At 65.8% G+C, this 25,702-nt stretch carries 24 protein-coding genes and 1 pseudogene; 5 read left to right on the top strand and 20 right to left on the bottom strand.

Translation table 11 applies throughout. The features are described from left to right. Positions 1-64 precede the first annotated feature (64 nt). Entirely contained in the window at positions 65-1,165 is a 1,101-nt protein-coding gene (pqqE, locus tag A3A5_RS37640) for a pyrroloquinoline quinone biosynthesis protein PqqE (protein WP_369797751.1), read from the top strand. A gap of 80 nt (positions 1,166-1,245) precedes the next feature. Here pqqE and A3A5_RS0105375 read toward each other — a convergent pair whose 3' ends face one another. From A3A5_RS0105375 to A3A5_RS0105335, 10 genes are all read right to left on the bottom strand, one after another. Continuing rightward, entirely contained in the window at positions 1,246-1,569 is a 324-nt protein-coding gene (locus tag A3A5_RS0105375; protein WP_018309594.1) for a c-type cytochrome, read from the bottom strand. A 120-nt stretch (positions 1,570-1,689) separates the two neighbouring features. Next, positions 1,690-3,432: a PQQ-dependent methanol/ethanol family dehydrogenase gene (locus A3A5_RS0105370; RefSeq protein WP_026200482.1), complete on the bottom strand. Its 1,743-nt coding sequence runs from the start codon at positions 3,430-3,432 to the stop codon at positions 1,690-1,692. 201 nt (positions 3,433-3,633) lie between these two features. Further along, positions 3,634-4,605 carry a quinoprotein relay system zinc metallohydrolase 1 gene (locus tag A3A5_RS0105365; RefSeq protein ID WP_026200481.1) on the bottom strand — a complete coding sequence of 324 codons (972 nt, stop codon included), beginning with the start codon at positions 4,603-4,605 and terminating at the stop codon, positions 3,634-3,636. Beyond that, positions 4,602-5,402: a quinoprotein dehydrogenase-associated SoxYZ-like carrier gene (locus A3A5_RS0105360; RefSeq protein WP_051108480.1), complete on the bottom strand. Its 801-nt coding sequence runs from the start codon at positions 5,400-5,402 to the stop codon at positions 4,602-4,604. The genes A3A5_RS0105365 and A3A5_RS0105360 overlap by 4 nt, the downstream gene beginning before the upstream one ends. Beyond that, positions 5,399-6,211, bottom strand: coding sequence for an ABC transporter permease (locus A3A5_RS0105355; RefSeq protein WP_018309590.1), 813 nt, complete (start codon positions 6,209-6,211; stop codon positions 5,399-5,401). Before A3A5_RS0105355 ends, A3A5_RS0105360 begins: the two co-directional genes overlap by 4 nt. A 7-nt stretch (positions 6,212-6,218) precedes the next feature. Continuing rightward, positions 6,219-6,881 carry a hypothetical protein gene (locus tag A3A5_RS44385; RefSeq protein WP_018309589.1) on the bottom strand — a complete coding sequence of 221 codons (663 nt, stop codon included), beginning with the start codon at positions 6,879-6,881 and terminating at the stop codon, positions 6,219-6,221. Positions 6,882-6,899: 18 nt separating this feature from the next. Next, complete coding sequence (locus tag A3A5_RS44380) at positions 6,900-7,415, bottom strand: hypothetical protein (protein WP_232431270.1); 516 nt, start codon at positions 7,413-7,415, stop codon at positions 6,900-6,902. Further along, a complete protein-coding gene (locus A3A5_RS0105345; RefSeq protein WP_018309587.1) occupies positions 7,408-8,436 on the bottom strand; it encodes a PQQ-dependent catabolism-associated beta-propeller protein in 1,029 nt (342 codons plus the stop codon). The genes A3A5_RS44380 and A3A5_RS0105345 overlap by 8 nt, the downstream gene beginning before the upstream one ends. Then, positions 8,433-9,209, bottom strand: a complete 777-nt coding sequence (locus tag A3A5_RS0105340; RefSeq protein ID WP_018309586.1) for an ABC transporter ATP-binding protein — start codon at positions 9,207-9,209, stop codon at positions 8,433-8,435. Before A3A5_RS0105340 ends, A3A5_RS0105345 begins: the two co-directional genes overlap by 4 nt. Then, on the bottom strand, positions 9,209-10,207 hold the full coding sequence (locus A3A5_RS0105335; RefSeq protein ID WP_018309585.1) for a tripartite tricarboxylate transporter substrate binding protein: 999 nt from the start codon (positions 10,205-10,207) through the stop codon (positions 9,209-9,211). The genes A3A5_RS0105340 and A3A5_RS0105335 overlap by 1 nt, the downstream gene beginning before the upstream one ends. Positions 10,208-10,583: 376 nt before the next feature. On the opposite strand from A3A5_RS0105335, the gene A3A5_RS0105330 reads away from it, so the two are divergent. After that, the gene (locus tag A3A5_RS0105330) at positions 10,584-13,025 is read left to right on the top strand and encodes a TonB-dependent receptor (RefSeq protein WP_018309584.1); all 2,442 of its coding nucleotides are present in this window, start codon (positions 10,584-10,586) and stop codon (positions 13,023-13,025) included. Between the two features lie 47 nt (positions 13,026-13,072). Next, positions 13,073-13,495, top strand: coding sequence for a hypothetical protein (locus tag A3A5_RS0105325; protein ID WP_232431269.1), 423 nt, complete (start codon positions 13,073-13,075; stop codon positions 13,493-13,495). Between the two features lie 37 nt (positions 13,496-13,532). Here A3A5_RS0105325 and A3A5_RS0105320 read toward each other — a convergent pair whose 3' ends face one another. Together A3A5_RS0105320 and A3A5_RS0105315 are read right to left on the bottom strand one after the other, a co-directional pair. Further along, positions 13,533-14,420 (bottom strand): GntR family transcriptional regulator, encoded by an 888-nt coding sequence (locus A3A5_RS0105320; protein WP_232431268.1) that lies wholly within the window; start codon positions 14,418-14,420, stop codon positions 13,533-13,535. Positions 14,421-14,485: 65 nt separating this feature from the next. Next, positions 14,486-15,511, bottom strand: a complete 1,026-nt coding sequence (locus A3A5_RS0105315; protein WP_018309581.1) for an AraC family transcriptional regulator — start codon at positions 15,509-15,511, stop codon at positions 14,486-14,488. Between the two features lie 138 nt (positions 15,512-15,649). Between A3A5_RS0105315 and A3A5_RS0105310 the strand changes: the two genes are divergently transcribed. Together A3A5_RS0105310 and A3A5_RS40740 are read left to right on the top strand one after the other, a co-directional pair. Then, positions 15,650-16,561: a TauD/TfdA family dioxygenase gene (locus A3A5_RS0105310; protein WP_018309580.1), complete on the top strand. Its 912-nt coding sequence runs from the start codon at positions 15,650-15,652 to the stop codon at positions 16,559-16,561. Then, a pseudogene (locus A3A5_RS40740) lies at positions 16,562-16,735 on the top strand (alpha/beta hydrolase); the annotation flags it as partial. An 85-nt stretch (positions 16,736-16,820) separates the two neighbouring features. Here A3A5_RS40740 and A3A5_RS0105305 read toward each other — a convergent pair. From A3A5_RS0105305 to cyoB, 8 genes are all read right to left on the bottom strand, one after another. Beyond that, positions 16,821-17,816, bottom strand: a complete 996-nt coding sequence (locus A3A5_RS0105305; RefSeq protein ID WP_018309579.1) for a tripartite tricarboxylate transporter substrate binding protein — start codon at positions 17,814-17,816, stop codon at positions 16,821-16,823. A gap of 251 nt (positions 17,817-18,067) precedes the next feature. Beyond that, a complete protein-coding gene (locus A3A5_RS0105300; RefSeq protein WP_018309578.1) occupies positions 18,068-19,129 on the bottom strand; it encodes a 3-keto-5-aminohexanoate cleavage protein in 1,062 nt (353 codons plus the stop codon). Between the two features lie 71 nt (positions 19,130-19,200). After that, entirely contained in the window at positions 19,201-20,181 is a 981-nt protein-coding gene (locus A3A5_RS0105295; RefSeq protein WP_026200479.1) for a quinone oxidoreductase, read from the bottom strand. 231 nt (positions 20,182-20,412) lie between these two features. Next, on the bottom strand, positions 20,413-21,405 hold the full coding sequence (locus tag A3A5_RS0105290; RefSeq protein ID WP_026200478.1) for a tripartite tricarboxylate transporter substrate binding protein: 993 nt from the start codon (positions 21,403-21,405) through the stop codon (positions 20,413-20,415). A 175-nt stretch (positions 21,406-21,580) separates the two neighbouring features. Next, positions 21,581-22,567, bottom strand: a complete 987-nt coding sequence (locus A3A5_RS0105285) for a hypothetical protein (protein ID WP_018309575.1) — start codon at positions 22,565-22,567, stop codon at positions 21,581-21,583. 60 nt (positions 22,568-22,627) lie between these two features. Next, positions 22,628-23,053, bottom strand: a complete 426-nt coding sequence (gene cyoD, locus A3A5_RS0105280; RefSeq protein WP_018309574.1) for a cytochrome o ubiquinol oxidase subunit IV — start codon at positions 23,051-23,053, stop codon at positions 22,628-22,630. Next, the gene (cyoC, locus tag A3A5_RS0105275) at positions 23,050-23,706 is read right to left on the bottom strand and encodes a cytochrome o ubiquinol oxidase subunit III (RefSeq protein WP_018309573.1); all 657 of its coding nucleotides are present in this window, start codon (positions 23,704-23,706) and stop codon (positions 23,050-23,052) included. Before cyoC ends, cyoD begins: the two co-directional genes overlap by 4 nt. Beyond that, on the bottom strand, positions 23,699-25,702 hold the full coding sequence (gene cyoB, locus A3A5_RS0105270) for a cytochrome o ubiquinol oxidase subunit I (RefSeq protein WP_018309572.1): 2,004 nt from the start codon (positions 25,700-25,702) through the stop codon (positions 23,699-23,701). The genes cyoC and cyoB overlap by 8 nt, the downstream gene beginning before the upstream one ends.

Raw genomic sequence — 25,702 nt, 5'->3', positions numbered from 1 at the left:
CTCCGACAAGCGCGCGTACAGCCGCTTCATCCGCGTTTCAACCTCAGCCCGGTAACCAGCCTGCATCGTTTGTCCTCCAGAGGCATCACATCTTACCCGCGTCGCTTTGCGCACGCCAGGTCCACTTCGGGAAGTTATTTCTCACTCGTTCCTAAGCACCGCGCAATGGTGCGACGTGTTCAGCCAGGCGCGGGCGCTGGGCGCGGTGCAGCTCGGGCTGTCCGGCGGCGAGCCGCTGCTGCGCAAGGACCTGGAGATACTGGTCAGGCATGCGCATGGCCTGGGCTTCTACACCAACCTCATCACCTCGGGCGTGGGCCTGACCGACGCCCGCCTTGCCACCCTGCGCGAAGCCGGCCTGGACCATATCCAGCTGTCGTTCCAGGACTCCACCCGCGAGCTCAACGACTTCCTGTCCAGCACCCGCACGTTTGACCTGAAGCAGCGCGTGGCGCGCATGATCAAGGCGCACGGCTACCCGATGGTGATGAACTGCGTGCTGCACCGGCATAACCTGCCGCATGTTGGCACCATCATCGAAATGGCCCTGCAGATGGGCGCCGAATACCTCGAACTGGCCAACACGCAGTACTACGGCTGGGCCTGGGAGAACCGGCTGGCGCTGCTGCCCACCCATGAGCAGCTGCGCGAAGCCGAGGCCGTGGTCCGGCAGTACCGCGCGCGCATCGGCAGGCAATGCCAGATCCTGTTCGTCGTGCCTGACTACTTCGAGGCGCGGCCCAAGAAGTGCATGAACGGCTGGGGCACCACCTTCCTCGGCGTGGCGCCCGACGGCACCGCGCTGCCCTGCCACGCGGCGCGCATGCTGCCCGGCCTGGCGCTGCCCAACGTCACCACACATGGGCTGCGCGAGATCTGGACCGAAAGCGATGCCTTCCGCCGTTTCCGCGGCACGCAGTGGATGCAGGAACCCTGCCGTTCCTGCGACCAGCGCGAGCAGGATTACGGCGGCTGCCGCTGCCAGGCGTTCCTTGTCACCGGCGACGCCGCCGCGACAGACCCGGTGTGCGAGCGCTCCGGCGCGCACGACAAGGTCAGCGAGATCGTGCTGCAGGGCCGGCTGGCTGTGGCGCAGGCGCGCGAGCAAGCGATGGTATTTCGCAGCGATGGCAACTCGCTGCGGCTGAGCAGCGGCCAGCGGTAAAAAAGAAAAGACCCCGGCAAGGCAGGCGCCAGCCGGGGCTTCTTGCCGGCAAGCCGGCATCGTCAGGACAGTCGCCGGCCTCAGCTGGCACTCAACACCCACTCCGCCAGCTTCTTCGCGTCATCCTCGCCAAGACTGCCATGCGGCGGCATCGGAATCCGCCCCCACACGCCCTTGCCGCCTTCGCGGATCTTCTTTGCCAGCCGCTCCGCCGCCTGGCTGTCGCCCTTGTACCTGGCGGCGACCTCGGCAAACCCCGGCCCCACCAGCTTTGATTGCATGCCATGGCAGGAAAAGCAGCCGCTCTTGTCGGCCAGGGCCTGCATGTCAGCGGCCGTGCCGGCCAGTGCCGCGCCCGGCAGCAGCGCCGAAACCACCGCCAGCGCCATCCATTCCTTCTTCATACCTGTGTCCCTTGTCGTCCTATTTCGTCCCATTTCGTCTTGTTGCGACCGCGCCCGGCGCACGCCGCGCACCCATGATGCGATGCGGGCGTGCGCCGGACCGTGTCATCTCCCGCCAGCTCAGCTCTTGTGCAGCTTGAACACCCACACCGAGCCACCCTGCTCCAGGAAGTTCACGCGCTTGGCCACCTCGCCGCCCCACAGCGGCACCGCGCCGCCCCAGCCGGACACCACGGCCACGTACTGCTCGCCGTTCTCTTCCCAGGTGACCGGGGGCGCCACTACGCCGCTGCCGGTCTGGAACTGCCACAGCTCCTTGCCGGTCCTGGCGTCAGCCGCCTTCAGGTAGCCCTCAGGCGTGCCCCAGAACACCAGCCCGCCGGCGGTGGTCATCACCCCGCCCCACAGCGGCGCGCTGTTCTTGACCTCCCACATGATCTTGCCGCTCTTGGGGTTGATGGCCCGCAACGTGCCGATGTAGTCCTCGTTCAGCGGACGGATGGTGAAGCCAGCGCCCAGGAAGGCGGCGCCCTTCTTGTAGCTGATGGGCTCATTCCAGATATCCATGCCCCACTCGTTGGCGGGCACGTAGAACAGGCCGGTCTGCGGGCTGTAGGCCATCGGCTGCTGGTTCTTGCCGCCAAGGAAGCCCGGCGCGGCAAACACGGACTTGCCCTTCTTCTCGTCGCTGCCGGCGGCGGGGTCGCCGGGGCGGCCTTCGGCGATGTAGTTGGGGCGGCCGCTCTTCAGGTCGATGCCGGTGGCCCAGGTGATCTTCTTGACGAAGGGGAAGGCGTTGACCAGCTTGCCACTGGCCGCGTCGTTGACGTAGAAGAAGCCATTGCGGTCGGCCTTGCCACCCATGCGCTTGCCGTCCAGGTCGAAGGTCACGAACTCATTGACGCCATCGAAATCCCAGCCGTCGTTCGGGGTGTTCTGGTAGTGCCAGGCAATCTTGCCGGTGGCGGGATCCAGCGCCACCGTCGAGGCCGAGTAGAGGTTGTCGCCCTTGCGGATATGGCTGTTCCACGGGCCCGGATTGCCGGTGCCGAAGTACACCAGCCCGGTGGCCGGATCGTAGGTGCCGCCCAGCCAGGTGGCGGCGCCGCCGGTCTTCCAGGTCTCGCCCGGCCAGCTTGCGTTGGTGGTGCCGGTCACGCCATTCTCGGTCTTGTTGCCGTCCTTGTCGTACTTGTAGCCCATATGGCCTTCCACCACCGGGCGCGACCACACCAGCTGCCCGGTCCTGGCATCGCGCGCGTCGACCCGGCCCACCACGCCGAACTCGCCGCCCGAGATGCCGGTCAGCACCATGCCCTTGACGATCATGGGCGCCGCCGTGTACGAATAGCCGGCAGCGTAGTCCTCCAGCTTCTCCTTCCACACCACCTTGCCGGTCTTCTGGTCCAGCGCCACCAGCTGCGCATCGAGCGTGCCGAAGATCACCAGGTTGTCGTAGAGTGCCGCACCGCGGTTCACCACATCGCAGCACGGCATGATGCCTTCGGGCAGCCGGTGCTCATACTTCCAGAGCTTGCGCCCGGTCTTCAGGTCGAGTGCATAGATGCGCGAATATGAGGCCGTCACGAACATCTTGCCGTCATGGATCAGCGGCTGCGATTCCTGCCCGCGCTGCTTCTCGCCGCCAAACGAGAACGACCAGGCCGGCACCAGCTGCCCGACGTTCTTCGTATTGATGTGCGACAGCGTGGAATAGCGCTGGCCTTGCGGGCCCATGCCCCACGACAACACATCGCCGGGGCTCTTTGCGTCGTTCTCGATCATGGCATCGGTCACTGCCGCCTGCGCGGCCAGACTGGCCGCGGCAGCCGCAACCGCCATCACTACTCGTAACGTCCTCATTGCCATCTCCTCACTTGTTTTGGGTTTCCCTGGTGCGCCACTGCGCCACACACCAGACATGCCTTTGGCAATTCCCATGCCAGTCGCATCCCCGCACCAGCACGCCGGTTGCGGCCCCGTTGCGTGATGGCAGCCGTGCCAGCGCGCAACACTGCGTTGCAGCTGCTCCAGAATTGAACAGCCCGCCACGGCTGGCCGGCGTCAGTGGCCAAGCGCGGCTTCCTCGCGCGCCGGGTAGAGATGGCCGACGTTGCGCAGGTACTCCGCGGGCATCGCGGCCCAGTGCGCGTAGGGCTGCGGCACCGGCATCGCCATGACCTCGGCCAGGTCCAGCCCCTGCGCCGCGGCCTCGCGCAGGCGCGTATCCAGCCATTGCAGGTAGCCGCGCGTCTGGGCGATGGCCTCTGCGCCGCCGGTGGCCGCAGGCACTGGCCCGTGGCTGGGGACCAGCACGCGCGCGCCGCTGTCGGCCAGCAGCGCCTGCAGCCGGTCCAGGCTGGCCAGCCAGCGGCCGATATCCGCGTGCGGCGTGGTCGGAATGCGTTGCCGGAACACCAGCCCGCCGGCAAAGACCACGCCCGCGCTGCGGTCCAGCACCACCAGGTCGTCGCCGGTATGGCCGCCCAGGCGCACCAGCTCCAGCGTATGGCGCCCGATCGTGCGGCGGCCTGGCGCCAGCGCGTGGGCAGCCGGTACGGGCTCGGTGCCGCGCATCCAGTCGCCGCACAGGCGGTAGAGGTTGTCGGCATAAGCGGCGCCCTCGCGCCGCGCCCCGTCGATGGTGCCGGCCAGGGCGCTGCCGCCCACATCGGCATAGGCCTGGTTGCCGAAGAAATAATCGGGATGCAGGTTCAGGTTCAGCACCAGCCGCACCGGGGCGGACGTGACTGATGCAATCGCCCTGCGCTGCTGCTCGCCATACAGCCGCGACGGGCCGGTGTTGATGACCACCACGCCGTCGCCGGTGTCGATAAACGCCGTATTGATGATGTTGCAGCCGTTGCCGGGCGCGAAGTCGGCGTTGGCGCCTTCCAGCAGCCACACGCCCGCGGCGATCTCGCGCGGGGCCAGGCGGTAGTCAGGAGGCTGCAGCGCGGCCTGCTGGGCGAGTGCCGGCGGCACGGGCTGGCCCGCCAGGCATAGCAGCAACCACAGCAGTAATCGTCGCTTCATGGCGCCACCCGCGCTGCGATGCGGTTGCCGTTGTTATCGTGGCCGGCCACCGTCATGCCCGGCTGCACGGCATCGCGCAGGTCGAAGGAGAAGATCGGGTTCTCGGCAACCGGCTCATGCAGCGTCAGGCGCAGCAGCGGCTGCCGGGCCGCATCGGCCAGGACCAGGGTCTCGATATGGAACGCCGGGATGCCCGCCGCCAGGCCGGTATCCATCGGATGCATCACGCGCAGCCGCACGCGTGCCGCGGCCCCGCCGAAGCCCGGGAACACGCGCGCGTCCACGCGGTTGAGCGTGCGGCTCCAGCTGCCGTCGCGGCGCGTGGCGCCGGGCACCGTGCAGCCCCCGCCGCCGGCATCGACCAGCACGCTGCCGACATGCCAGGTGCCATCGCGCGTGCGCGCCGCCACCCGCACCGGCGAAGCCTGTTCCAGCTTGAAGCGGAACGACAGCGAAGGGCGCACCCGCAGCGGTTCGAACGCCAGCACCTCGCGGATCGGGTTGCGGTCCACCGCCACCACGATGCGATCCACTTCGCCCAGCGCCGAGGCATCGAAGGCGATCGGCACGCGCATGGGGTCTTCCGCAAACGCCGGCCCGGTCACCCTGACGCGGCTGTCGAACACCACCGGGCCAGTCTGCAGCAGCTCCTTGTGGATCCAGGCCCATTGCGGCGACTGCAGCGGATCGCTGTGCGCGATGATGGCGCCCGCTGCCCCGGCAGCCGGTACAGCCGGACTGGCCATGCCCAGTCCGGCCGCCATCAGCACGACCATGGCCCGCGTCCGGCGCCTCATGCCTGCTGCCCCCGGCGCGCCATGCCGCGCTGCGGGTCGTAGCCCTGCAGCGCCAGCGCGAAGAACACCACCGCGCTGCCCGCCACCACCGCCAGGCTCAGCGGCGCCACCTGCCCATACAGCGCAAAGCGGATCGACTCGACCGCGTGGGTGAAGGGATTGAAGCGGGCCAGCTGGTACACCAGCTCCGCGCCCGACTCCTGCAGCTTCCACAGCGGATACAGCGCCGAGCTGATGAAGAACATCGGGAAGATCACGAAGTTCATGGTGCCGGCAAAGTTCTCGAGCTGGCGCACATGGACCGACAGCAGCAGGCCCAGCGCGCCCAGCATCAGCGCGGCCAGCGCCATGGCGCCCGTCGCCGCCAGCAGGTGCAGGGACTCGAAGCGGATGCCGAAGGCCATCGCCACCAGCAGGAACGCGGCCATCTGCAGCAGCGACAGCACCGTGCCCGCCGCCAGCTTGCAACCCAGCAGCCAGCCCCGCGGCAGCGGCGCGGTCAGCAGCAGCCGCATCACACCCATCTCACGGTCGTACACCATGGCCAGCGACGACTGCATGCCGTTGAACAGCGCGATCATGCCCAGCAGTCCGGGCGCCACGTAGACCTTGTATTCGATGTAGGTGTCGTAGGGCGGCGCAATGGCGACGCCCAGCGCGTTCTGGAAGCCCGCGGCAAACACGAGCAGCCACAGCAGCGGGCGCACCAGCGACGACAGCAGGCGCCCGGGCTGGCGCAAGTACTTGCGCAGCTCGCGCCCGCAAACCGCGCGCAGCGCGCGCCAGCGATGGATCAGGATGGAGGCCATGGGTGCGCTAGGCGGATGGGGCCCGGCACGCCGTGTCGGCTTCATCGGCGCCCAGGGTGTCGAGGTTGTTCTTCGGATGCAGCACGCCTTCCACCGGGGCCATGCCGACTACACCGTCAGGGTGGGCCAGCAACACCGGCTGGCGCAGCTGGCGGTCCCAGCGGCGGAACGACAGTGGCGGCCCCTTGAAGCCGTCCACCACCACCTGCCCGGCGGCAAGCGCTTGCGCCTGTCCGGCAAACCCGGCCCTGGGCCGGCGCGCCACGCTCTCGGCGATAGCCTTGACCGCCACCCAGGCAGCCCAGTCGTAGCCGGTCATCGGACGGCCCGCCGCGCGCATGAAGCGCCGGTTGAGCTGCGGCCCGCCATTGCGCTCCCAGGCCCAGTGCCACGCCTGCGCGCCCAGCCCGCTGGCGCCCACCACCGGGCGCGGCAGCAGCGTGACGTAGGGCACGCCGCGGGCGAACTCGCCGTCGGCATCGGCCACCACCACCACGTCATAGTCCACGCCGCCGGTCAGCAGGCTGAGGTTGGCCTGGTCACGCTCACGCGGGTCGTTGGACAGCCTGAAGGCGCGCTGCGCCGACCAGGCAATGCCAAAGCGCCGCGCCGACGTCACCAGCGCATCGCGCTGCGCCGCATCGGCCGCGGACGGGCCGCTCAGCAGCAAGGCGCGGCGCCATTTGCGTTACTGCATCAGCGCATCCGCGCGCATGCGCAGGCTGGGCAGCGTGTGCAGCAGCACCGGCGCGCAGCCGGCGCCGCGCAACTCATCGTCATCGGCCGACACGTTGAACAACAAGGCCTCCCCCGGCTTGACCGCACCCGTGGCCGCCCTGACCGACGCCGACGGCAGGTCCAGCAGGATATAGCGCGTGCCCTGCCGCGACAGCGCAGCGACCAGCGGGGCCACCTCGGCTCCGGTGCGGGCTTCCAGTGCTTCCAGCCTGAGCGACTGGCCCGCGGCCGCGAGCGCCACGCGCGCTTCCGCGGCCGCCACCTGGGCGCCGTCGAGCGCACGGCCCTGCGGCTGGCCGGGATAGCGCTGCGCCAGGCGCCGGGGCGCATAGCGCGCGTCGTCGGCCTGCGACACGACCGCCACGCGCACCTCGGCCGCCTGCACCGCGGCAGGCAGCCACGCCAGCGCCATGGCACCCAACCCGGCACGCCACCACTGCCACCATGCACGCGAACGCTCAGTCATCGATCGCCACCGAATGCGGCACCCGGCCCGCCTTGAGCGTGGCCACCGCCTTGCGGCTGGCGGTATCCACCACGCTGACATCGTCGGACAGGCCGTTGGCGACATAGAGCCGCGCGTTGTCGCGGCTCAGCGCCAGCCCCCATGCGCGGCGGCCGACCAGCACATAATCCTGCACCCGGCGCGACGCCACCTCGACCACCGCGACATGGTTGGCGCGGCCCAGGCCGATATAGGCGCGCGTGCCGTCGCCGCTGGCCGCCATGCCCACCGGGGTCACGTCCTCGGCGCGAAAGCCCCGGGGCGCAAAGGCGATGGTCTGGGCCACCTCGAAGGTATCGGTACGGATCACGCTGACGCTGGCCGACAGCTCGTTGGACACCCACAGCTCCTTGCCGTCGCGCACCAGCAGCAGCCGCCGCGGCCGGTTACCGACCTGGATATTGCGGATCACCGTGCGCGAAGCCAGGTCGATGACATGGACCAGGTTGGCCACCTCCGAGGTCACGTACACATACCTGCCGTCGGCACTGGCCTTGACGCCCTCCGGCTCCTCGCCCACCCTGACCGCGAACACGCGCTTGCCCGACGCCAACTCGTAGGCCGACAGCAGCCCGTCCTCTTCATTCGAGACATAGAGCGTGCGGCCGTCCTGGCTGAGATCGAACAACTCCGGATCGTCCCCCACCGGCAGCGATGCCAGGGTCTTGCGGCTGGCCACATCGACCACATCCACCCGGTTGTCGTCGCTGCAGGCCACGTACAGGCGCGTGCGGTCTGGCGACAGCTGCAAGTGGCGCGGGCGCTTGCACTGCCGCCATACCGCGACAAGCTGCCGGCTGCGGGCATCGAAGACGGCGAGGGTGTCGTCCTTCTCGCTCGATACAAAGACCTGGTTGGTAGCCTTGCCGGCGGGGGGCGCGGCCTCACCCTGCGCGCCTTCGGCCAGGCCGGCGGCAACCAGCAGCGTCGTGACCAGCAGCAAGACGCCGGCAAACCAGACGGGGGATGGCATCTTGTTCATGCGGGTACGCCCCTCGCAGCCGGGTCAGTGACAGGGGCCGGCGGCGTCATGGCCAGGAAGGCGCCCTCCAGCGTGTCGCACGCCGCGGCGCCGCGCAGTGCGGCCGGGGTGCCGTCGAAACGCACGGTGCCGCGGTCCAGCACGATCACGCGGTCGGCGTGCTCCACCTCCTGCACCACGTGGGTGGCCCACAGCACGCCGGCCTGCGCCCGCGCCGTCAGCCGCCGGGCATCGGCCACCAGCTGCGCACGCGCGGCCGGGTCCAGCCCCACCGTCGGCTCGTCCAGCAGCAGCATGGCCGGTTCATGCAGCAGCGCGCGCGCCAGTTCCACCTTGCGCCGGTTGCCGCCCGAAAGCTCGCGCACCGGTGCGCGCGCACGCGCCGCCAGCCCGAAGTCATCGAGCAGCCGGGCGATGCGCCGCGCCGCCGCGCCGCGCGGCAGCCCGTGCAGGTCCGCGTGAAAGCGCAGGTTGGCCAGCACCGGCAGGTCCAGGTCGATGGCCGGCTGCTGGAACACGATGCCCAGCCGTGCCAGCGCGCGCACCGGATCGCTCCGCATGTCGCTGCCCATGACTGTGACCTGCCCCGCATCGGCCACGAACAGGCCGCTGAGAATCTGGAACAGCGTGGTCTTGCCCGCCCCGTTTGGCCCGAGCAGTGCCACGAACTCGCCGCGCCGCACGCTGAGCGAGACTCCGTCCAGGGCCACGCGGCTACCGAACGCCTTGCGCACGGCGTCGCAGCACAGCGCCAGCGGCGCTTGCATGGCCATCACAGCTGCCCCCTGGCCCGCGCGGTGCCCACGCGCTCGGCAAAGGTCCGCTCGCTCTCCCATGCATGGCGCAGGAAGGCATCGTATTGCGCGGTATTCAGGTAAGTCAGCTCCTGGTCGTACCTGGCCAGTTCCGCAAGGTGGCGCGGCTGCTGCATCGCGGCGCGGAACGCGTCATGCAGGCGGCCGACGATTGCCGGATCGGTGCCGCGCGGCACGCCGATGCCGTAGGGCGAGTTATGGACCGCATGGGCAAAGCCCAGCTCGCTGACCGTCGGCACCTCAGGCCAGCGCGGTGAGCGCTGCGCGCTGAACACGGCCAGCAGGCGCAGCTTGCCGGTCTCCACGAAGGGCGCGAAGCCGGTGGAATTGACCCCCGCCATCAGCGAACCATTGGCCACCGCCAACATCTGGTCAGCGGTGCCGTGATACGGCACGTGGAGATAGCGCACGCCGCTGCGCCCGAGCACGTCCTCCATCGCCAGATGGGCGGTGGTGCCGATGCCGGTGGAACCCACGGTCAGCTCGCCCGGATGCGCGCGGCCCCAGGCGACCAGGTCGCGCAGCGAGCGCAACGGGCTGTCTGCGGGCACCACGATGCCGAAGGTATAGCCCGAGATCATCAGCACCGGCTGGATGTCGCGCAGCGGCTGCCAGGCGGTCTTCTGCTGATGCGGGAAGCGAAACACCGTCAGCGGCAGCTGGCCGATGGTGTAGCCGTCCGGCCGCGCCGCGGCAAGCAAGCCCCCCACCAGCGTGCCGCCGGCGCCCGGCCGGTTCTCCACCACGACAGGCTGCCCCAGCTCACGCCCGGCCAGCTCCGCCAGGATGCGCATGGAGATATCGGTGGCGCCGCCCGCTGGCCATGGCACCACCAGCGTGATCGGCCGCGACGGATATCCCTGCGCACCCTCGGCCAGCGCGGCGCCCGCATGGACCAGGCCGAGGCACGGCAACAGCAGCAGGCAGGCAAGGCAGCGACCAAGGCGGCGGAACATGGCTGGGCACCAGGCAGAGTGTTGATGCGGGTGAACAGAGCAAGGCCGATACCATGTGCAGCGCAGCATGGGGGCGCGATCCATGCCAGGCGTTGCCTGGCCGCGCCGGACGCACTGCCGGACGCTGCGGCCAGGCCGTGCCTTGTGCGGTGCGCCGCGCACGACTGTCTCATGGTGGAGCACCGGCCCGCTGCTTGTGTCCGCAGCTGTCCTGTTTTGTGACAGGCATCGGCGCAAGATGGGTTCGGCCAGCGCGTCCCCCGGGCCTCTTGCCGCGCAAGTCCCGAACTCCCGATGCACGGTACGAAACCTGCTCAGCTCCGGGCAGGCGCTACCCAATGCAGGTATCGCGCCGCTTATCCGGAGGAGACGGAACATGCCAGCCAACCCGCGCCCCGCACCGCCAGGGCAGGCGCCGTGCGACCCCTTGGCATGCCGCGGCAGAGCCAGCCGCGGCGCCGCCACCGCGATTGCCGTGGCGGTCGCGCTGATGGTCCAGCGGCCCGCTGTTGCGCAGCAGGACACCCCTGTCCCAAACCAGGACAGCGCCATGCTGCCGGAAGTCCTGGTGGTGGCCGCCGCGCCGCTGCCAGGCATCGGCGTCGACAGCGACCTGGTGCCCTACACCGTGCAGACCGTGCGCGGCGACGACCTGGACCGGTCGCGCGCCGGCAACCTGGCCGAGTACCTGTCCCGCAACCTGGCCGGCGTCAACGCCAACGACATCCAGGGCAGCCCGTTCCAGACCGACATCACCTACCGCGGCTTCCGTGCCTCGTCCATTCCGGGCGTGCCGCAGGGCCTGTCGGTCTACCTGGACGGCATCCGCGTCAACGAGCCCTTCGGCGACGTGGTCAGCTGGGACATGATTCCGGAAGCCGCGCTGGCGAACGTGTCGCTGGTGTCCAGCGCCAACCCGGCCTACGGCCTCAATACCCTGGGCGGCGCACTGGCCATGACCACCCGTTCCGGGCTGGACTCGCCCGGCTTCACGGCCGACCTGTCCTACGGCAGCGGCGCCCGCAAGCGCGCCGACCTGTCCGGCGGCGTGCGCAGCGACAGCGGTTGGCACGCATTCGCGGCCGGCACCCTGTTCCAGGAGCATGGCTGGCGCGACCAGTCGAGCGGCCGGCTTGGCAACGTCTTCGCCAAGGCTGGCTATGCGGGCGACACTGACAGCTGGGACGTCTCCGTGCTGCACGGCCGCAGCACGCTGACCGGCAATGGGCTGGTGCCCAGCTTCCACGCCAGCGGCAACGGCACGCTGCCAGACCTCTACCAGGCCAACCGCTACGCCGTGTACACCTACCCCGACCAGACCCGCAACCAGGTGACCCAGGCCGCCGTCAACGGCCGCCACTGGTTCGACGACAAGACCAGCGCCGCCGCGCTGGCCTACGTGCGCACCAGCCGCCGCGACACCACCAACGGCGATGTAAACCCGGGCTACGAGGCCTATGCCGAAGACTGCGGGGACGGCTTTGCGCCCGACGGCAGCCCACGCAGCGACGCCTGCGGCATAACCCGGGCCGAAGGCGCCGCGCTGCGTCCCGCCTTGATCAACACCACCCATATGTGGCAGCAGACCGTCGGCATGGCGCTGAGCATGGCCAGGGAGACCGACCACCACCTGCTAAACACCGGCCTGACCCTTGACCGCAGCCGGCTGACCTATTCGCAGTACACGCAGCCCGGCACCTTCACCGACGACCGCGGCGCCGTGGCCGACCCGGACGCCCCCAACGCCCTGTTCTCCGGCGTCGGCGGCACCTCGCGCATGCTCGGCCTGTACCTGTCCGACACCTGGTCGCTGACTCCCAGCACCTTCCTGACCGCCTCGGCCAGGTGGAACCACGTCACGGTAAGCAACACCCTGCGCAACAGCGACGGCAGCGAACAGCCCCGTGAGAGCTTTACCTACCGCCGCCTCAACCCGGCGCTGGGGCTCTCGCAGAAGCTGGGCGGCGGGGTCACTGTGTTCGGGGGCTATGCCCAAAACAACCGCGTGCCCACCGTCCTCGAACTCGGCTGCGCCGACCCGACGCGGCCCTGCCGCCTGCCGGCCGGCCTGCAGGCCGACCCCTACCTGAAGCAGGTGGTCTCACACTCCTATGACGCAGGCGTGCGCTGGCACCGCGGCAAGGACACCGAAGTCACGGCGTCGCTCTACCGCATCGACAATCACGACGACATCCTCTTCCTGCGCGCGCCGAACACCCAGCTCGGCTATTTCGCCAACTTCGACCGCACCCGCAACCAGGGTCTGGACCTCACCGCCCGCCAGCGCGTGGGCGATGTCACGCTGCGGCTTGCCTACAGCTATCTCCAGGCGACCTACCAGGCCGCCGGCCAGCTTGCTGCCGGCGAACGCACCATCGACATCCGGCCCGGCATGCGCATGGCTGGCCTGCCCCGCCATACGCTCAAGCTGGGCGTCGACTGGCAGGCACTGGCCGGCCTGACGCTTGGCGCCGACCTGGTGGCAGCGTCAAGCACCGTCTCCAGTGGCAACGAAGACGGCCTGCGCAGCGACCCGCAACCGGGCGCGCCGCCGAAGACCGCCGACTGGCATGTGCCCGGCTACGCCACCCTCAACCTGCGCGCCACGTACAAGGTGAACAGGCAGTTTGAGATCTATGCGCGCGTGGCCAATGTCCTTGACCGGCGCTATGAGACCTATGGGCAGATCGCGAATGATGTGTTCCCCGGCGGCAGCCTGGTGCGCCCGCATGTGGCACCGGGGGATGCCGCCAGCGCGCTGTTCGTGGCACCGGGCGCGCCGCGGAGCTTCTGGCTGGGGGCGGTGTTCCGGATGTAGCAAGCCAGGCAGGTTCCGCTGAGCAATGCGGCGCGGGCCGGCATGCAGTGAACCTGTCGGCCCGCACCCCGGAGCGCGCTACTATTCGCCTGACACGGCGCCTTTGCGTCGAGCGTCAGCCCTGCCCCCAACCCGTCATGACCCGCATTGTCCGCTTCGCCCTCCACACCCTGGCATCCGCAGGCCTCATGTTCCTGAGCAGCGCGCATGCCACCGACATCGACTGCGATCCGTCGGCCACGCCTGCCAGCGCCACGCAGGCGCAACGCCTGATCTGCGAATCCGCGCTGTTTTCCATGGGCTACCAGCGCATCTACGCCGATCAGCAGCGCCTGCTCAAGGCACGGGTGATCACTGAGGCGGACATTGCAGCGTTCCGCAAGAAGCGGGACCGTTGCAATTCGGCATCCTGCCTGGACACGGTCTTCCGGGATTGGAATGCATTCGCCAGCCGGGCGCGGACCCCTTGACCGGATAGCCATGGCGGGCAGTCCCGCCGGCGCGGACTTAGAAGGCCCTGGCGGCCACAGCGCCGCGGCCTGCAGGGCCGGCCTTGCCTTCCTGGGCGCCGGATGCCAGGGCACGGAGGGCGGCTTCGCGGGAATTTCCGATACGCTTGTGCGCGGTCTCCAGGACCGCATCGATGTCCCGCCTGGTTACGGCGCGCTGCAGGGCACGCCAGGTCTTGAAGGAATTCTCCAGCGATCCGGGACGGGATGCGAGCCCCAGCCGCACATAGCGCAGGACCCGCAGCGAGATGGAATTCAGCAGCTCCCCGACCAGCCGGTTGCTCGACAGGTCTGCCATGGCCATGTTCGCCAGGAAGGTCACGCTGATATAGGCGTCCACGGATTCCTCGACGGCCTTGCCGAGCTGCGGCATGAATTGCCCGAATAACGCATCAAGCGCGTCCGCGCGCTCTTCCATCAGCTGCCTGAGCAGGATTGCAAACAGTGCGTCCCGCACGACGTAGATATCCCGCAGATCCTGGGCATTGGGCTCGGTGACAATGGCACCGCGCCGAGCGCGGAACTCGATCAACCGCTCCCGCTCCAGGATGCGCAAGGCCTCGCGCACAGGAGCGCGGCTGACCTCCAGGACCTCGCTGATGTCTTTCTCAAGCAGGCGCTGGCCTGCGTGGATCACGTCGATCGTAATCAGTCCCGCCAGCCGCACCGCAATCTGGTCAGCAACGGATGCCGACCAGTCGCGTCCATGCATAAGCGCCTGCTCGACAACCAGCGTGACCGGATTCTGCGGTGTTTGCGGCGCAAGCAGCGACTGCAGTTCTGGCGTGTTGGTAGTCTTGAGTCTGCCCATCAGGGGTAAATCCTTCCGATTATTGGAAAACCGGTCGGGTGTTGCCCTCGATCGGCGCTGCACCGCTCGCAGCATCCAAGATCTTACCTTACGTGGCCTATCGGGCGGATGGCCGAGGGTGGCATCTCGGTCGGTGCAGGCTAAGCAGTCGTCTGTCGGCGCACTGTGCCGCGTGTGGCCCGGCTCTCCTTGGGGCTGCAACCAAACTGCACGTGATACCAGCGCGAGAATCCGCTCGGCGCGGAAAAGCCGAGTAGCGTCGCCACCTCGGTCAACGGACGATCGCTTTCGATGACATGACGCGCGGCGAGTTCCGTACGGATCTCGCTCACGATCGACGAGAAGCTCCGTCCCTCTTCCGCCAGCCGGCGCTGGACCGTGCGGCACACCACGCCCAGGTGCTCCGCCACCTGCTCGATGCTGCAGCGCCCGCCGGGCAACAGCAGCACGATGATGCGCCGTACGTCCTCAAGCATTGTCGCCCGCTGCGACATGGCAGATGCATCAATCAACTGCTGCGCGTAGCGCGCCATGGCCGGATCGGCAAACGGGTTGCGTGCATCGAGATCGGCCTTCGCGCAGATGATGCAGTTGAAGTCATAGTCGAATTCGACGCAAGGGCCAAAAAACCGTTGGTGCGTACCAAGGTCGCGCGGCGCCGGGTGCTCGAAGCATACGCGCCGCGGCTCCCAGTCGGGCTTGAGGAGCTGGCGTATCAACCGCACCATTACCCCCAGCGCCAGTTCAACCCTTTGGCGCGTGGGCTGATTTGCACTGCCGGCCATTACCGCCTCGCGAATGATGACCAGTTCGCCGCACTCTTCTACCGCCAGCGACAGCGCACCGTTGAGCAACGCCTGATAGCGCATCAGCATGTGAAGCGAGTCGCGCAGCGTCGCCTGGTCGCGGATCAGCAATCCTACCGCCCCAAGATTGGACAACAGGCGCGACTCGGCCATGCACAGCCCGAAGCCCTCGTTGCCAGATAGGGTTGCGGACGCCTGGAGCAGCCGTCCGACACGCTCCACCGGAATCATGAGGTCCGGCTCGCGCAGTACGCTCGGACTCAACCCCGCGTCAAGGAGCATCCGCACCGGGTCCAGTCCGGCGGCCCGAGCGACCTCGCTGTAGTTGGTGAGGGCCGCAGCGCGGACAAGTGACGACATTGGAGAGCGGCGTAGAACATTGACATGGAATGATAAATCCCAGTCATGTAGTGTCAAGCGGGAGAAACCCGTGAGATCCAGACTCGCGGGGATAGATCGGCCTATTCGAAACTATTCGAAAAATCGGAGACAACGTTCATGATCCAACGCCTCAAAACGGCACCCGCAGTGGTCCGCGCGACCTCTCTGGGCAACTCGATCCGGGTCGAGCCAATCACTTGCACGATCGGCGCAGAGCTCAGCAACATCAACCTGGGCGCGGCTGCCGAGGACGCCCAGCAGATGGCAGAGATCCGGGCGCTGCTCCTGAAGCATCGCGTGCTGTTCTTCCGCGACCAGGACATCACGCGCGCGCAGCATGTGGCTTTTGCGCGCCGCTTCGGCGAGCTGGAGGACCATCCAGTGGTGGGCAGCCATCCCGATTACCCGGGACTGGTTCAGATTTACAAGACCCCCGACAGTCCTCCCGAACGCAACGAGAATTCCTGGCATACCGATGCCACCTGGCGCGAACAGCCACCGCTAGGCTGCGTGCTGCGCTGTATCGAGTGCCCGCCCGTGGGCGGCGACACGATGTGGGTCAACATGGTCGAGGCCTATGACCAGTTGCCCGAGGATATCAAGACGAAGATCGCCTCATTGCGCGCGCGCCACAGCATCGAGGCGAGCTTCGGCGCCGCCATGCCGATCGAAAAGCGTCTTGCACTGAAGGCCCGGTACCCCGATGCCGAGCACCCGGTGGTGCGCACCCATCCTGAAACCGGAGAGAAGATCCTGTTCGTCAATGGAAGCTTTACGACGCACTTCACCAACTACAACGTGCCGGACAACGTGCGCTTCGGCATCGACAAGGCGCCAGGTTCCGCAAATTTGCTTAGCTACCTGGTCAGCCAGGCCACCATCCCCGAGTACCAGGTGCGTTTTCGCTGGAAGAAGAACAGTGTCGCCTTCTGGGACAACCGTTCAACCCAGCACTACGCAGTGATGGATTACCCCCCGTGCCACCGAAAGATGGAGCGCACCGCCATCATCGGTGACGCGCCTTACTAACACTGGCAGACCCTGCTGGCGGCGACGCTGCCTCGCGTAGTCAGCGTCGCCCCACTTGAGCAAGACAAGCTGAGTTGCGCTGCCCGCGTCGAGGCGATCGATCGCGCGCTCGCCACCATCGAGGAGCCGGTGATCATCGTGGCGCATAGCGCAGGCGCAATGACGGTCGCCAATCGCGACCTCTCGTGATCGGGCTTCACTAACGGACCTGCCGGAACGGTAGTCACCCAGCCAGTTGCGTGGCCAGGTGACTGCCGTATTACTCTGGCTGGTAGTTAATGGACTTCAGCAACGCGGATTGTTGCTGGTATGCCTGCTTCAGGTCCGCCATCATCTCTTCCGAGGTAGCGGCATCCCCCTGCTCCATGCCCATTTCCTTGATGCGGTTCTGCACCCCGGGTTGCTTGAAATACGCCAGCGTCTCCTCGCGGATTTTTTGCTGGACTGCCGGAGCGACATCCGGGCGCGACCACACGGCGAACCAGCCTGCTTGCGCCAACTGCGGGTAGCCGAGCTCCTTGAACGTAGGCACATCCGCCAATCCGGCAATCCGGGTCGGATAGGCCACGGCAATCGCTCTGATCTTCCCCGCCTTGATCAGCGGCATTGAAGTAGTCACCCCATCGAACATCAGCGGCACATGGCCACCCATCAGGTCATTCAATGCCGGAGGAGAGCCTTTGTAGCCCACATGCCGCATTTGCACCTGAGTGAGTTGCCCGAGCAGTATGCCCGAGGTGTGGCCCCTCAATCCCGCAGCATAAGAAGCGAAAACCAGGCCGTCCTTCTGCGATTTGCCGAAGTCCACCAACTGCTTCAGGTTAGAGACAGGCACATCCTTGTTGGCAACCAACACCAACCCCGTGCGGCTGACCTGGGCCAGGGGCTTCAGGTCGGCAAAGGGCTTGTAATGGACCTTGTAGGCCAACGGCGCTTCGCTCACGACGCCGCCCTGAATGACCACCAGGGTATGACCATCCTTGCCGGTGGCCTGCAAATCGCTGATCGCCAGCGCGCCGGCGGCACCAGGCTTGTTCTCCACGATAACCGGCTTGCTCCATTTTTTCTGCAGGCCTTCCGCCAGCAGCCGCGCCAGGGCGTCGGCGCTGCCGCCGGCAGGCCCCGCCACCACCAGGCGGATCGGCTTGCTTGGCCAATCCTCCTGGGCCTGAGCCACGGGCATCCCACCGACGACACCAACTCCGATCGCCAAGGCGTATCCGCGCCACCACAAGTTATTGGTTCGCTTCCTCATGTCTGTACCTTTTGATTGCCGTCTTTTCTCCATTCTCGGATCGCCCCGCGCCAACCGGCTTGACCGATCACGACAAGTTGTTGTCGATTCGCGCAAACGGAGGGAAAACCCTGCTCACAGTATCGGCCACACGGTATCGAGAAAGGTCGGGATCCCGGCCGATGAGGGAAACTGCAGCTTCAATTTGAGTGCGACTCCGGAAAATCTGGTCGACTCATGCAGCATATGCTGTCAGTTCCCCCAAGGGCTCTTTACATGCATTCGGCCTTGCGCAGGAAGCCCTGGTGGCCACCGTTACGATTGGGTGCGAAGCCATTCTTCTGAAGCGTCTCTTCCACCGTGTCGTAGAAGACCCCAAGCTGCAAGATCTCCCGGGTCTGCTGCGCCGTCGCGATGGGGCGACCAAATTCGCCGGCGATACGCACCAGTTGCTTGATCTGTTCCACGGTGCTCATCTTTCCCGTGCGGGTCTGGTTCCAGAGTACGTCCTCGATGCCGCACCGCACATGCAGGCCCAAAGCCATGCCGATCATGTTGATGGGAAGCACATTCAGCACCGAACTCTCCACCGTTACCACGGCTCCGTCCGGCACAGCTCGCAGAATGTTGGCCAGGTTGTAGATGTTCGCCTGATCCATGCCGCCGCTGATAGCCACCCAGTTCATCACCAGCGGGCCCTTGTAGACGCCGCGGCGAATCATCCGCTCAATCGTTTCAAAGCTGTTGATGTTGTAGCACTGAAACTCACTCTGAATTCCGGCGGCTGTCAGACGTCGAACGTGCTCCTCGAACCAGCTGGGATTCGACGGCACCACCATGTCCTTGTAGGTTCCGTAGAGGTGCGCGAACCCTCGCGACAGTCCCTTGAAATCATCCACACCAGCATGCTCCGTCACGTTCATCTGCGAGGTATTGACGGTCACCGTCACCTGGTCGGGCTTCGGATCGAGTTCGGCCAGCATATGCCGCGTGTCATCACTAAGCCATTTTGCGCCCTGGCCCTCTTCAGGCGCGAAGCTGATAGAGCCTCCCACCTGGATGACCATTTCCGGACAGGCCTTGCGCACGCCGGCGATCAGCTCATTGAACTTGGACAGGCGCTTGCTGCCCTTGCCGTCCTCTTCGCGCACGTGCAGATGCAGCACTCTCGCACCGGCTTCGTAGCAATCCACCGCCTTCTGGATCTGATCCGCCATGGTGACAGGGATATCTTCCGGGAAGTCTGACGGAATCCAGCCCGGCGCATAGGGAGCGGCGGTGATGATCAGAGGCTGCTGGTTCTCGGGATACAGATGGCCGTCAAGGAAGTTCATGTTGATGGATCTCCAGGTTGAGATGTGAATCTTGAGAATGCCGAATTGGATGAGAAAGCTGCTACGTGCTGTCAAATCACGAAAATGGACGAGCCGGTGGTCTTTCGGGACTCCAGGTCCCGGTGTGCCTGCACTGCATCTTCCAGGGCATAGCGCTGATTGATCCCGATGCGGATGCGGCCAGCCGCCACGTGGCCGAACAGCTCGCCGACCAGTTCCGCCTTCTCGGCAGGATCGGCGATATAGTCGGCCAGGCCCGGGCGCGTCAGGAATGCCGAGCCTTTTCGGGCCAGAATTGCCGGATCGAACCCGGTGACCGGGCCGGAGGCGAAACCCACGCACACCAGCAGGCCGCGGCGCTTGAGGGAGTCCAGCGAGGACATGAAGGTGTCCTTGCCCACGCTGTCGAAGACCACGTTCACGCCCACGCCGTCCGTCAGTTCCCGCACGCGCCTGGCCACGTCCTCATGGCTGTAGTTGATCGTGTGGTCACAGCCGTGGGCACGCGCCACTTCGGCCTTGGCATCGGTGGAAACTGTGCCAATCACGGTCAGCCCCAACAACTTTGCCCACTGCGAAACAATCAGGCCAACACCACCTGCCGCGGCATGCAGCAGGATGGAGTCGCCCGCCTTGAAGGGGTAGATCCGGCGCATCAGGTAGGCCGCTGACAAGCCCCGCATGGTCATGGCCGCCGCGACTTCGCAACGGATTGCCTCCGGCAGCTTGATCAGCGGATCGGCAGAGATCAGCCGCTGCGTGCTGTAGGCGCCCAGCGTGTTGGTAAATCCCGTATAGGTGACACGGTCGCCAACCGCCAGATGGGTGACGCCGGCGCCGACGGCCTCGATCACGCCAGCGGCCTCGTTGCCAATGCCGCTGGGCAGCGGAACCTTGTAAGTACCGCTGCGGAAGTAGGTATCGGCAAAGTTCAAGCCTACCGCCACGTGACGGACGCGGACCTCCCCCGGTCCGGGCTCGCCAACGCTGCCGTCCTCAAAACGAAGGATGTCGGGTCCGCCTGTTTCGTAAAACTTAACGAATTTCGCCATGTCGTCTCCTGTTTTCTATCAAATAAGACCGTTCACCTGCGGATTGCCGCTTGAGCTCGACTTGAGCTCGCCAAAGGACAAACCGGCTTGGTGACGCAGTGGATTGGTTGATGTCTGAGTGTCTTTCGCGACGATTGAATCGTCTGGCAAGGCGCAACGTTCCGCTTTACCTTGCACGCCTTGAACTTTCCTTCTTGTGACAAAGATCCGCTGGTGCAGATGCGCCAGCTCCTATTCGTCGACCTTGATCCCTGCGTCGTTGGCGATCTTCGTCCAGACTTGCAGATCGTTCCGGACGATCTCGCCCAGCTGCGCGGAGGTCTTTACCGGAGGTGGCTCGAAGTTCAGTTTCTGCATCAGCGCCGCGATCTCCGGCAATGCCTGCACCTTGTTGGCCTCATCGGCCAGCCGCTTCACGATCGCCGGACTGGTTCCGGCTGGCGCGAACATGCCGAACCATCCCACCGTATTGAACTTGTAGCCCTGCTCACTCATCGTCCTGACGTTGGCAAGCTGTGGCGAGCGCACATTGCCGACGATGGCTATGCCACGCACCTTCCCGGAACGCAGGAACGGAACCGCCACGCTGGGATCGGTCCAGCCGATCTTCAGCACCCCCGAGGAAAGCTCAGTGAGCAGTTGACTGGATGTCCGATATGCCATGTGTTCGCTCTTCATGCCGGTCTGCTTCTTCAGCCACTCCATCGTCAAGTGCGCGGACGAGCCGGTGCCCCAGCTGCCATAGCCGTACTTATCCGGATTTGCCTTTACAAGCTCGATGAGTCCAGGCAAATCGTGCACCGGCAGATCCGGGCTCACCAGTAGCAACACCCCACCCGCAGCTGTCTGCGCGATCGGCACGAGGCTCCTTCTTGCCTCCTGGGAAACGGACTTGATGACGGCCGGCGCAACCACCATGTTGGATGCCGTTGTGTAGAGAATCGTGTAGCCGTCCGGCGCTGCCTTGAGGACGGCGTTGGTCCCGATCACCCCGCTGCCGCCCGGCCGGTTCTCCACGACCACAGCCTGCTTCAGCGATTCGGAAAGGCGTTGCGCCATGACCCGCGCCAGCGCGTCGGTTCCCGACCCGGGAGACGACGGAACAATCATTTGGATCGGGCGCGCGGGCCAGGCTTCCTGTGCCTGCACCGGTCCTGGCGCGCACAAGGCAATGATTGCCTCGGCGCACAGTGTGATTGCGAGCAGCTCTTTCAGTGATGACATCGTCGTCCCCATGTTCTTTCGACCATTTACCAGCCTGAAAAAGTGCTGCCCGCCCCACCACCGTGCGACAAGCGATTTCTACCGGCTCAGGCTATCGTGCGCAAATCATAGCAGTCGTCTTTTTTATTGTCGACATGAATATATTTTGGCTGATCGTGAGATTGCCGGAATCGATTCAGTCCAGCCTCTTGCCCGTTGGCGCCGTGCCCTCCGTCGCAGACGCTTCGAAGGCGTCGAACATCAAGTCGGGGGCGCTGGTGTTGTGACGCGACCGGACAGTGCGGCCGAATCGCACCGCGGTCGCCTGCATTGAAGTGACGGCCATCACCGGCTTCCTGATGGCCTCACCAGCCGGCCCGGTGGTCCAGGTAACCTCGCTCGCGTCTGCATTGTCGTCGGCAACATACATGGAACGCAGCATCGCAAACGGACGTCTGGCGTCATGCGCCGGCAGGAACCGGACATCGAGCGCCGTGCGCATGTCGCTGATTTCAGTGATCGTGACCGTTGCCTGGCCTCCGCACGTGAAATGCAGCCTGAAGACCAAGGGTTGCGGCTCGATTTCTATCTGCGCGATGTTGACCACCGGGCGCCCTTCCTGCTCTATCGGCCCCAGCAGGAACGAAGAGCCATACGCATTGACACCCAGATGGCGGGCCGGCAAGGGTTTCGCCCGCCAGTAGCCATCGGCGGGATAGAGCACCAGGACCTCGGTACGCGTCCGGCCGGACTTCCGGAACACCTGGATCAGGTGAAAGCCGGCATCGGCCCTGCCCGCTACCGTGACCGGCACCCGATGTGGCCGCCAGAAGCTGGCGAACGTGATGCCGACAATGGCAATGTTGGCGTCATCAAGGAGGGTGACCGTGCGCGGCACGAAGACATGGCGGGGATCCGTCGGGTGAGGCGCCTTGCCGAAGTTGCACCCGGAGAAGTCAGGCGCGGAGCTGTCAATGCGGATGGCGTTGACGTAGGGGGGATGCAATGCCTGAATCCGGAACCTCCCAACCGCGGCAGCGGACAGGGCGAACGAGACATTGTCTTCTTCCGCACATGGGCCTGGCGTGCTGAAGTTCTCGACCTTCACGGCCAGCCGCTGCGCGCAAGCCGGCACGGCAAGCAGCGCCAGGCACAGGGTCGCGACAAGGCGCGTTGCGCGCATGTCAGGCTCCGTGAACGGGAATGAGGCGGGGAACCCATTCCCGCCTGCGCCGGCCTGTGCCTACTTGGTCCTGGGCGGCACGATCGCCGTGCCGGCGCCTGTCGTGCGCTCATGCTGCATGGTCGGCATCATGTTGCTGTTCAGGTGGAACATCACCCATAGCGAACCCGTCAGCGCGATCACCACCAGCACCAGCGTGAACATCAGCGACAGCATGTTCCAGCCGCCCTCCGACCTGGCGTTCATGTGCAGGAAGTAGATCATGTGCACCACGATCTGCACGGCGCCGATCAGCAGGATGACGATGGCGGTGGTGGACGACTTGTCAAACACCTTTCCCATCACCAGCCAGAACGGGATGGCGGTCAGGAAGACGGACAGCACGAAGCCCGTCAGATAGCCGCCCAGCGTGGCGTGCGGGCCCACTTCCTCGTCATGTCCATGGCTGTGTCCGTGGCTGTCCAGCGTTTGATCGTGCGCGCTCATGGCAACGCCCCCATCAGGTAGACGAAGGTAAAGACGCCGATCCAGACGACGTCCAGAAAGTGCCAGAACATCGACAGGCACATCAGCCTGCGCTTGTTGGCCGTGATCAGCCCGTGCTGCGCCACCTGGGTCATCAGCACGATCAGCCAGATAATGCCGCACGTCACGTGCAGCCCGTGGGTGCCGACGAGCGAGAAGAAGGAGGTCAGAAACGCACTGCGCTGCGGCCCCGCGCCCTCATGGACCAGGTGCGCGAACTCAAAAAGCTCGACCGCCAGGAACCCCGCGCCGAAGACCCCCGTGATGGCCAGCCAGATCTGGGTGCCGGCGAGGCGGTTCTGCTGCATCTGCAGCATGGCAAAGCCGTAGGTGATCGACGACAGCAGCAGGAACGAGGTGTTCAGAGCCACCAGCGGCAGCTCGAACAGCTCTGCCCCGCTCGGTCCCCCCGCATACTCCCGGCCCAGCACGCCATACGCGGCGAACAGGCACGCGAATATCAGGCAGTCGCTCATCAGGTAAAGCCAGAACCCCAGCAGCGTCCCGTTCTGCGGGTGATGGTCTTCGGGCAGGTAGAACTGGTAGCCCCCCGGCGGGGCCGTGTCCGCGGCGGCGGTGCCGCTCACATGGTTGGGAAAGGTGGTGTCAGCCATGGCCTGCCATCCGTTGTGTGCGCGCCGCTTCAGTCTGGACCACCAGATCGGCAGGGAGGTAGTAGTCGCGCTTGTAGTTGAAGGTATGGATGATCGCGCCGATGATCGTGGCCGCGAACGATGCCGCCGCCAGCCACCAGATGTGCCAGATCAACGCGAAGCCGCAGAGCGTGGAGAACCCTGCGAGCACGATGCCGGCCGCGGTGTTCTTCGGCATGTGGATCGGAATAAAGCCCTGCTGGGGCCGCGCGTAGCCATTCTGCTTCATGTGCCACCAGGCGTCGGTGTCGTGCACCACCGGCGTAAAGGCGAAGTTGTACTGCGGCGGCGGGGATGACGTCGACCATTCGAGCGTGCGGCCGTTCCACGGATCGCCGGTCAGGTCGCGGAGCGCCTCGCGGTGGATGAAGCTGACCACCAACTGGACCAGGAAGCAGGCAATGCCGATGGCGATCAGCAAGGCGCCGAACGCAGCCAGCTGGAACCAGACCTGGTACGTTGCGTCCTCGAAATGGCTCATGCGCCGGGTCACGCCATGCAGCCCCAGCCAGTACAGCGGCATGAACGCAAAGTAGAAGCCGACCAGCCAGAACCAGAACGATGCCTTGCCCCAGGACGAGACCAGGCGATAGCCAAATGCCTTCGGGAACCAGTAGGTAATGCCTGCCATCAGGCCGAACAGCACGCCGCCGATGATCACATTGTGGAAATGCGCGATCAGGAACAGGCTGTTGTGCAAGGAGAAGTCAGCGGGCGGCACCGCCAGCAGCACGCCGGTCATGCCGCCGATCACGAACGTGACCATGAAGCCGATCGTCCAGAGCATCGGGGGCTCGAAGCGGATCTTGCCGTGGTACATCGTGAACAGCCAGTTGAAGATCTTGGCACCGGTCGGGATCGATATGATCATGGTGGTGATGCCGAAGAACGAATTGACGCTGGCGCCCGATCCCATCGTGAAGAAATGGTGCAACCAGACCAGGTACGACAGCACGGTGATCACCACCGTGGCGTAGACCATCGACGCGTACCCGAACAGGCGCTTGCGGCAGAACGTGGCGACCACTTCCGAGAACACCCCGAAGACCGGAAGCACAAGGATGTACACCTCCGGATGGCCCCATATCCAGATCAGGTTCACGTACATCATGGCGCTGCCGCCCTGCTCGGTGGTGAAGAAGTTGGTGCCGGCGTAGCGGTCCAGGGCAAGCAGCGCCAGCGCCGCGGTCAGCACCGGGAACGCGGCGATGATCAGCACGTTGGTGCACAGCGCGGTCCAGGTGAAGATCGGCATGCGCATCAGCGTCATGCCGGGAGCCCGCATCTTGACGATGGTCACAAGCAGGTTGATGCCGGAGAGCAAGGTCCCTACCCCGGCTACCTGCAGCGCCCAGATGTAGTAGTCGACGCCGACATCAGGGCTGTGGATGATGCCGGACAACGGCGGATAGGCCAGCCATCCGGTGCGCGCGAACTCGCCCACGAACAGCGACATCATGACCAGGATGGCACCGCCCGTGGTCATCCAGAAGCTGAAGTTGTTCAGGAACGGGAAGGCCACGTCGCGGGCGCCGATCTGCAGCGGCATGACGAAGTTCATCAACCCCGTGACCAGCGGCATGGCCACGAAGAAGATCATGATCACGCCGTGCGCGGTAAAGATCTGGTCGTAGTGGTGCGGCGGCAGGTAGCCAAGGTTGTCGCCGAACGCGACGGCCTGCTGGATGCGCATCATGACCGCATCGGCAAAGCCGCGCAGCAGCATCACGATGCCCAGGATCACATACATGATGCCGATCTTCTTGTGGTCGATGCTGGTGAACCATTCCCGCCACAGGTAGCCCCAGAGGCGGTAATAGGTGAGCGCCGCGACCAATGCGCCCCCGCCGAGCACCACCACGAGGAAGGTGCCGAGCAGGATGGGTTCATGCAGCGGGACGGCCTCCCACGAAAGACGGCCGAAGATCAAATTGGCGAGTTCCGAGCGCTCGGGCAT

It is taken from the genome of Cupriavidus sp. UYPR2.512 (genome assembly GCF_000379565.1).
Lineage (GTDB): Bacteria > Pseudomonadota > Gammaproteobacteria > Burkholderiales > Burkholderiaceae > Cupriavidus.
The sequence above is the reverse complement of the archived record's forward strand: the minus strand, read 5'-3'. Positions and strand labels throughout refer to the sequence as shown.

Coding starts and splice junctions, on each gene's coding strand:
- A3A5_RS0105375 (WP_018309594.1), bottom strand. CDS start 1,569: ATGAAGAAGGAATGGATGGCGCTGGCGGTGGTTTCGGCGCTGCTGCCG.
- A3A5_RS0105370 (WP_026200482.1), bottom strand. CDS start 3,432: ATGAGGACGTTACGAGTAGTGATGGCGGTTGCGGCTGCCGCGGCCAGT.
- A3A5_RS0105365 (WP_026200481.1), bottom strand. CDS start 4,605: ATGAAGCGACGATTACTGCTGTGGTTGCTGCTATGCCTGGCGGGCCAG.
- A3A5_RS0105360 (WP_051108480.1), bottom strand. CDS start 5,402: ATGAGGCGCCGGACGCGGGCCATGGTCGTGCTGATGGCGGCCGGACTG.
- A3A5_RS0105355 (WP_018309590.1), bottom strand. CDS start 6,211: ATGGCCTCCATCCTGATCCATCGCTGGCGCGCGCTGCGCGCGGTTTGC.
- A3A5_RS44380 (WP_232431270.1), bottom strand. CDS start 7,415: ATGACTGAGCGTTCGCGTGCATGGTGGCAGTGGTGGCGTGCCGGGTTG.
- A3A5_RS0105345 (WP_018309587.1), bottom strand. CDS start 8,436: ATGAACAAGATGCCATCCCCCGTCTGGTTTGCCGGCGTCTTGCTGCTG.
- A3A5_RS0105340 (WP_018309586.1), bottom strand. CDS start 9,209: ATGGCCATGCAAGCGCCGCTGGCGCTGTGCTGCGACGCCGTGCGCAAG.
- A3A5_RS0105335 (WP_018309585.1), bottom strand. CDS start 10,207: ATGTTCCGCCGCCTTGGTCGCTGCCTTGCCTGCCTGCTGCTGTTGCCG.
- A3A5_RS0105330 (WP_018309584.1), top strand. CDS start 10,584: ATGCCAGCCAACCCGCGCCCCGCACCGCCAGGGCAGGCGCCGTGCGAC.
- A3A5_RS0105320 (WP_232431268.1), bottom strand. CDS start 14,420: ATGCTGCGAGCGGTGCAGCGCCGATCGAGGGCAACACCCGACCGGTTT.
- A3A5_RS0105315 (WP_018309581.1), bottom strand. CDS start 15,511: ATGTCGTCACTTGTCCGCGCTGCGGCCCTCACCAACTACAGCGAGGTC.
- A3A5_RS0105310 (WP_018309580.1), top strand. CDS start 15,650: ATGATCCAACGCCTCAAAACGGCACCCGCAGTGGTCCGCGCGACCTCT.
- A3A5_RS0105305 (WP_018309579.1), bottom strand. CDS start 17,816: ATGAGGAAGCGAACCAATAACTTGTGGTGGCGCGGATACGCCTTGGCG.
- A3A5_RS0105300 (WP_018309578.1), bottom strand. CDS start 19,129: ATGAACTTCCTTGACGGCCATCTGTATCCCGAGAACCAGCAGCCTCTG.
- A3A5_RS0105295 (WP_026200479.1), bottom strand. CDS start 20,181: ATGGCGAAATTCGTTAAGTTTTACGAAACAGGCGGACCCGACATCCTT.
- A3A5_RS0105290 (WP_026200478.1), bottom strand. CDS start 21,405: ATGTCATCACTGAAAGAGCTGCTCGCAATCACACTGTGCGCCGAGGCA.
- A3A5_RS0105285 (WP_018309575.1), bottom strand. CDS start 22,567: ATGCGCGCAACGCGCCTTGTCGCGACCCTGTGCCTGGCGCTGCTTGCC.
- cyoD (WP_018309574.1), bottom strand. CDS start 23,053: ATGAGCGCGCACGATCAAACGCTGGACAGCCACGGACACAGCCATGGA.
- cyoC (WP_018309573.1), bottom strand. CDS start 23,706: ATGGCTGACACCACCTTTCCCAACCATGTGAGCGGCACCGCCGCCGCG.
- cyoB (WP_018309572.1), bottom strand. CDS start 25,702: ATGCCCGAGCGCTCGGAACTCGCCAATTTGATCTTCGGCCGTCTTTCG.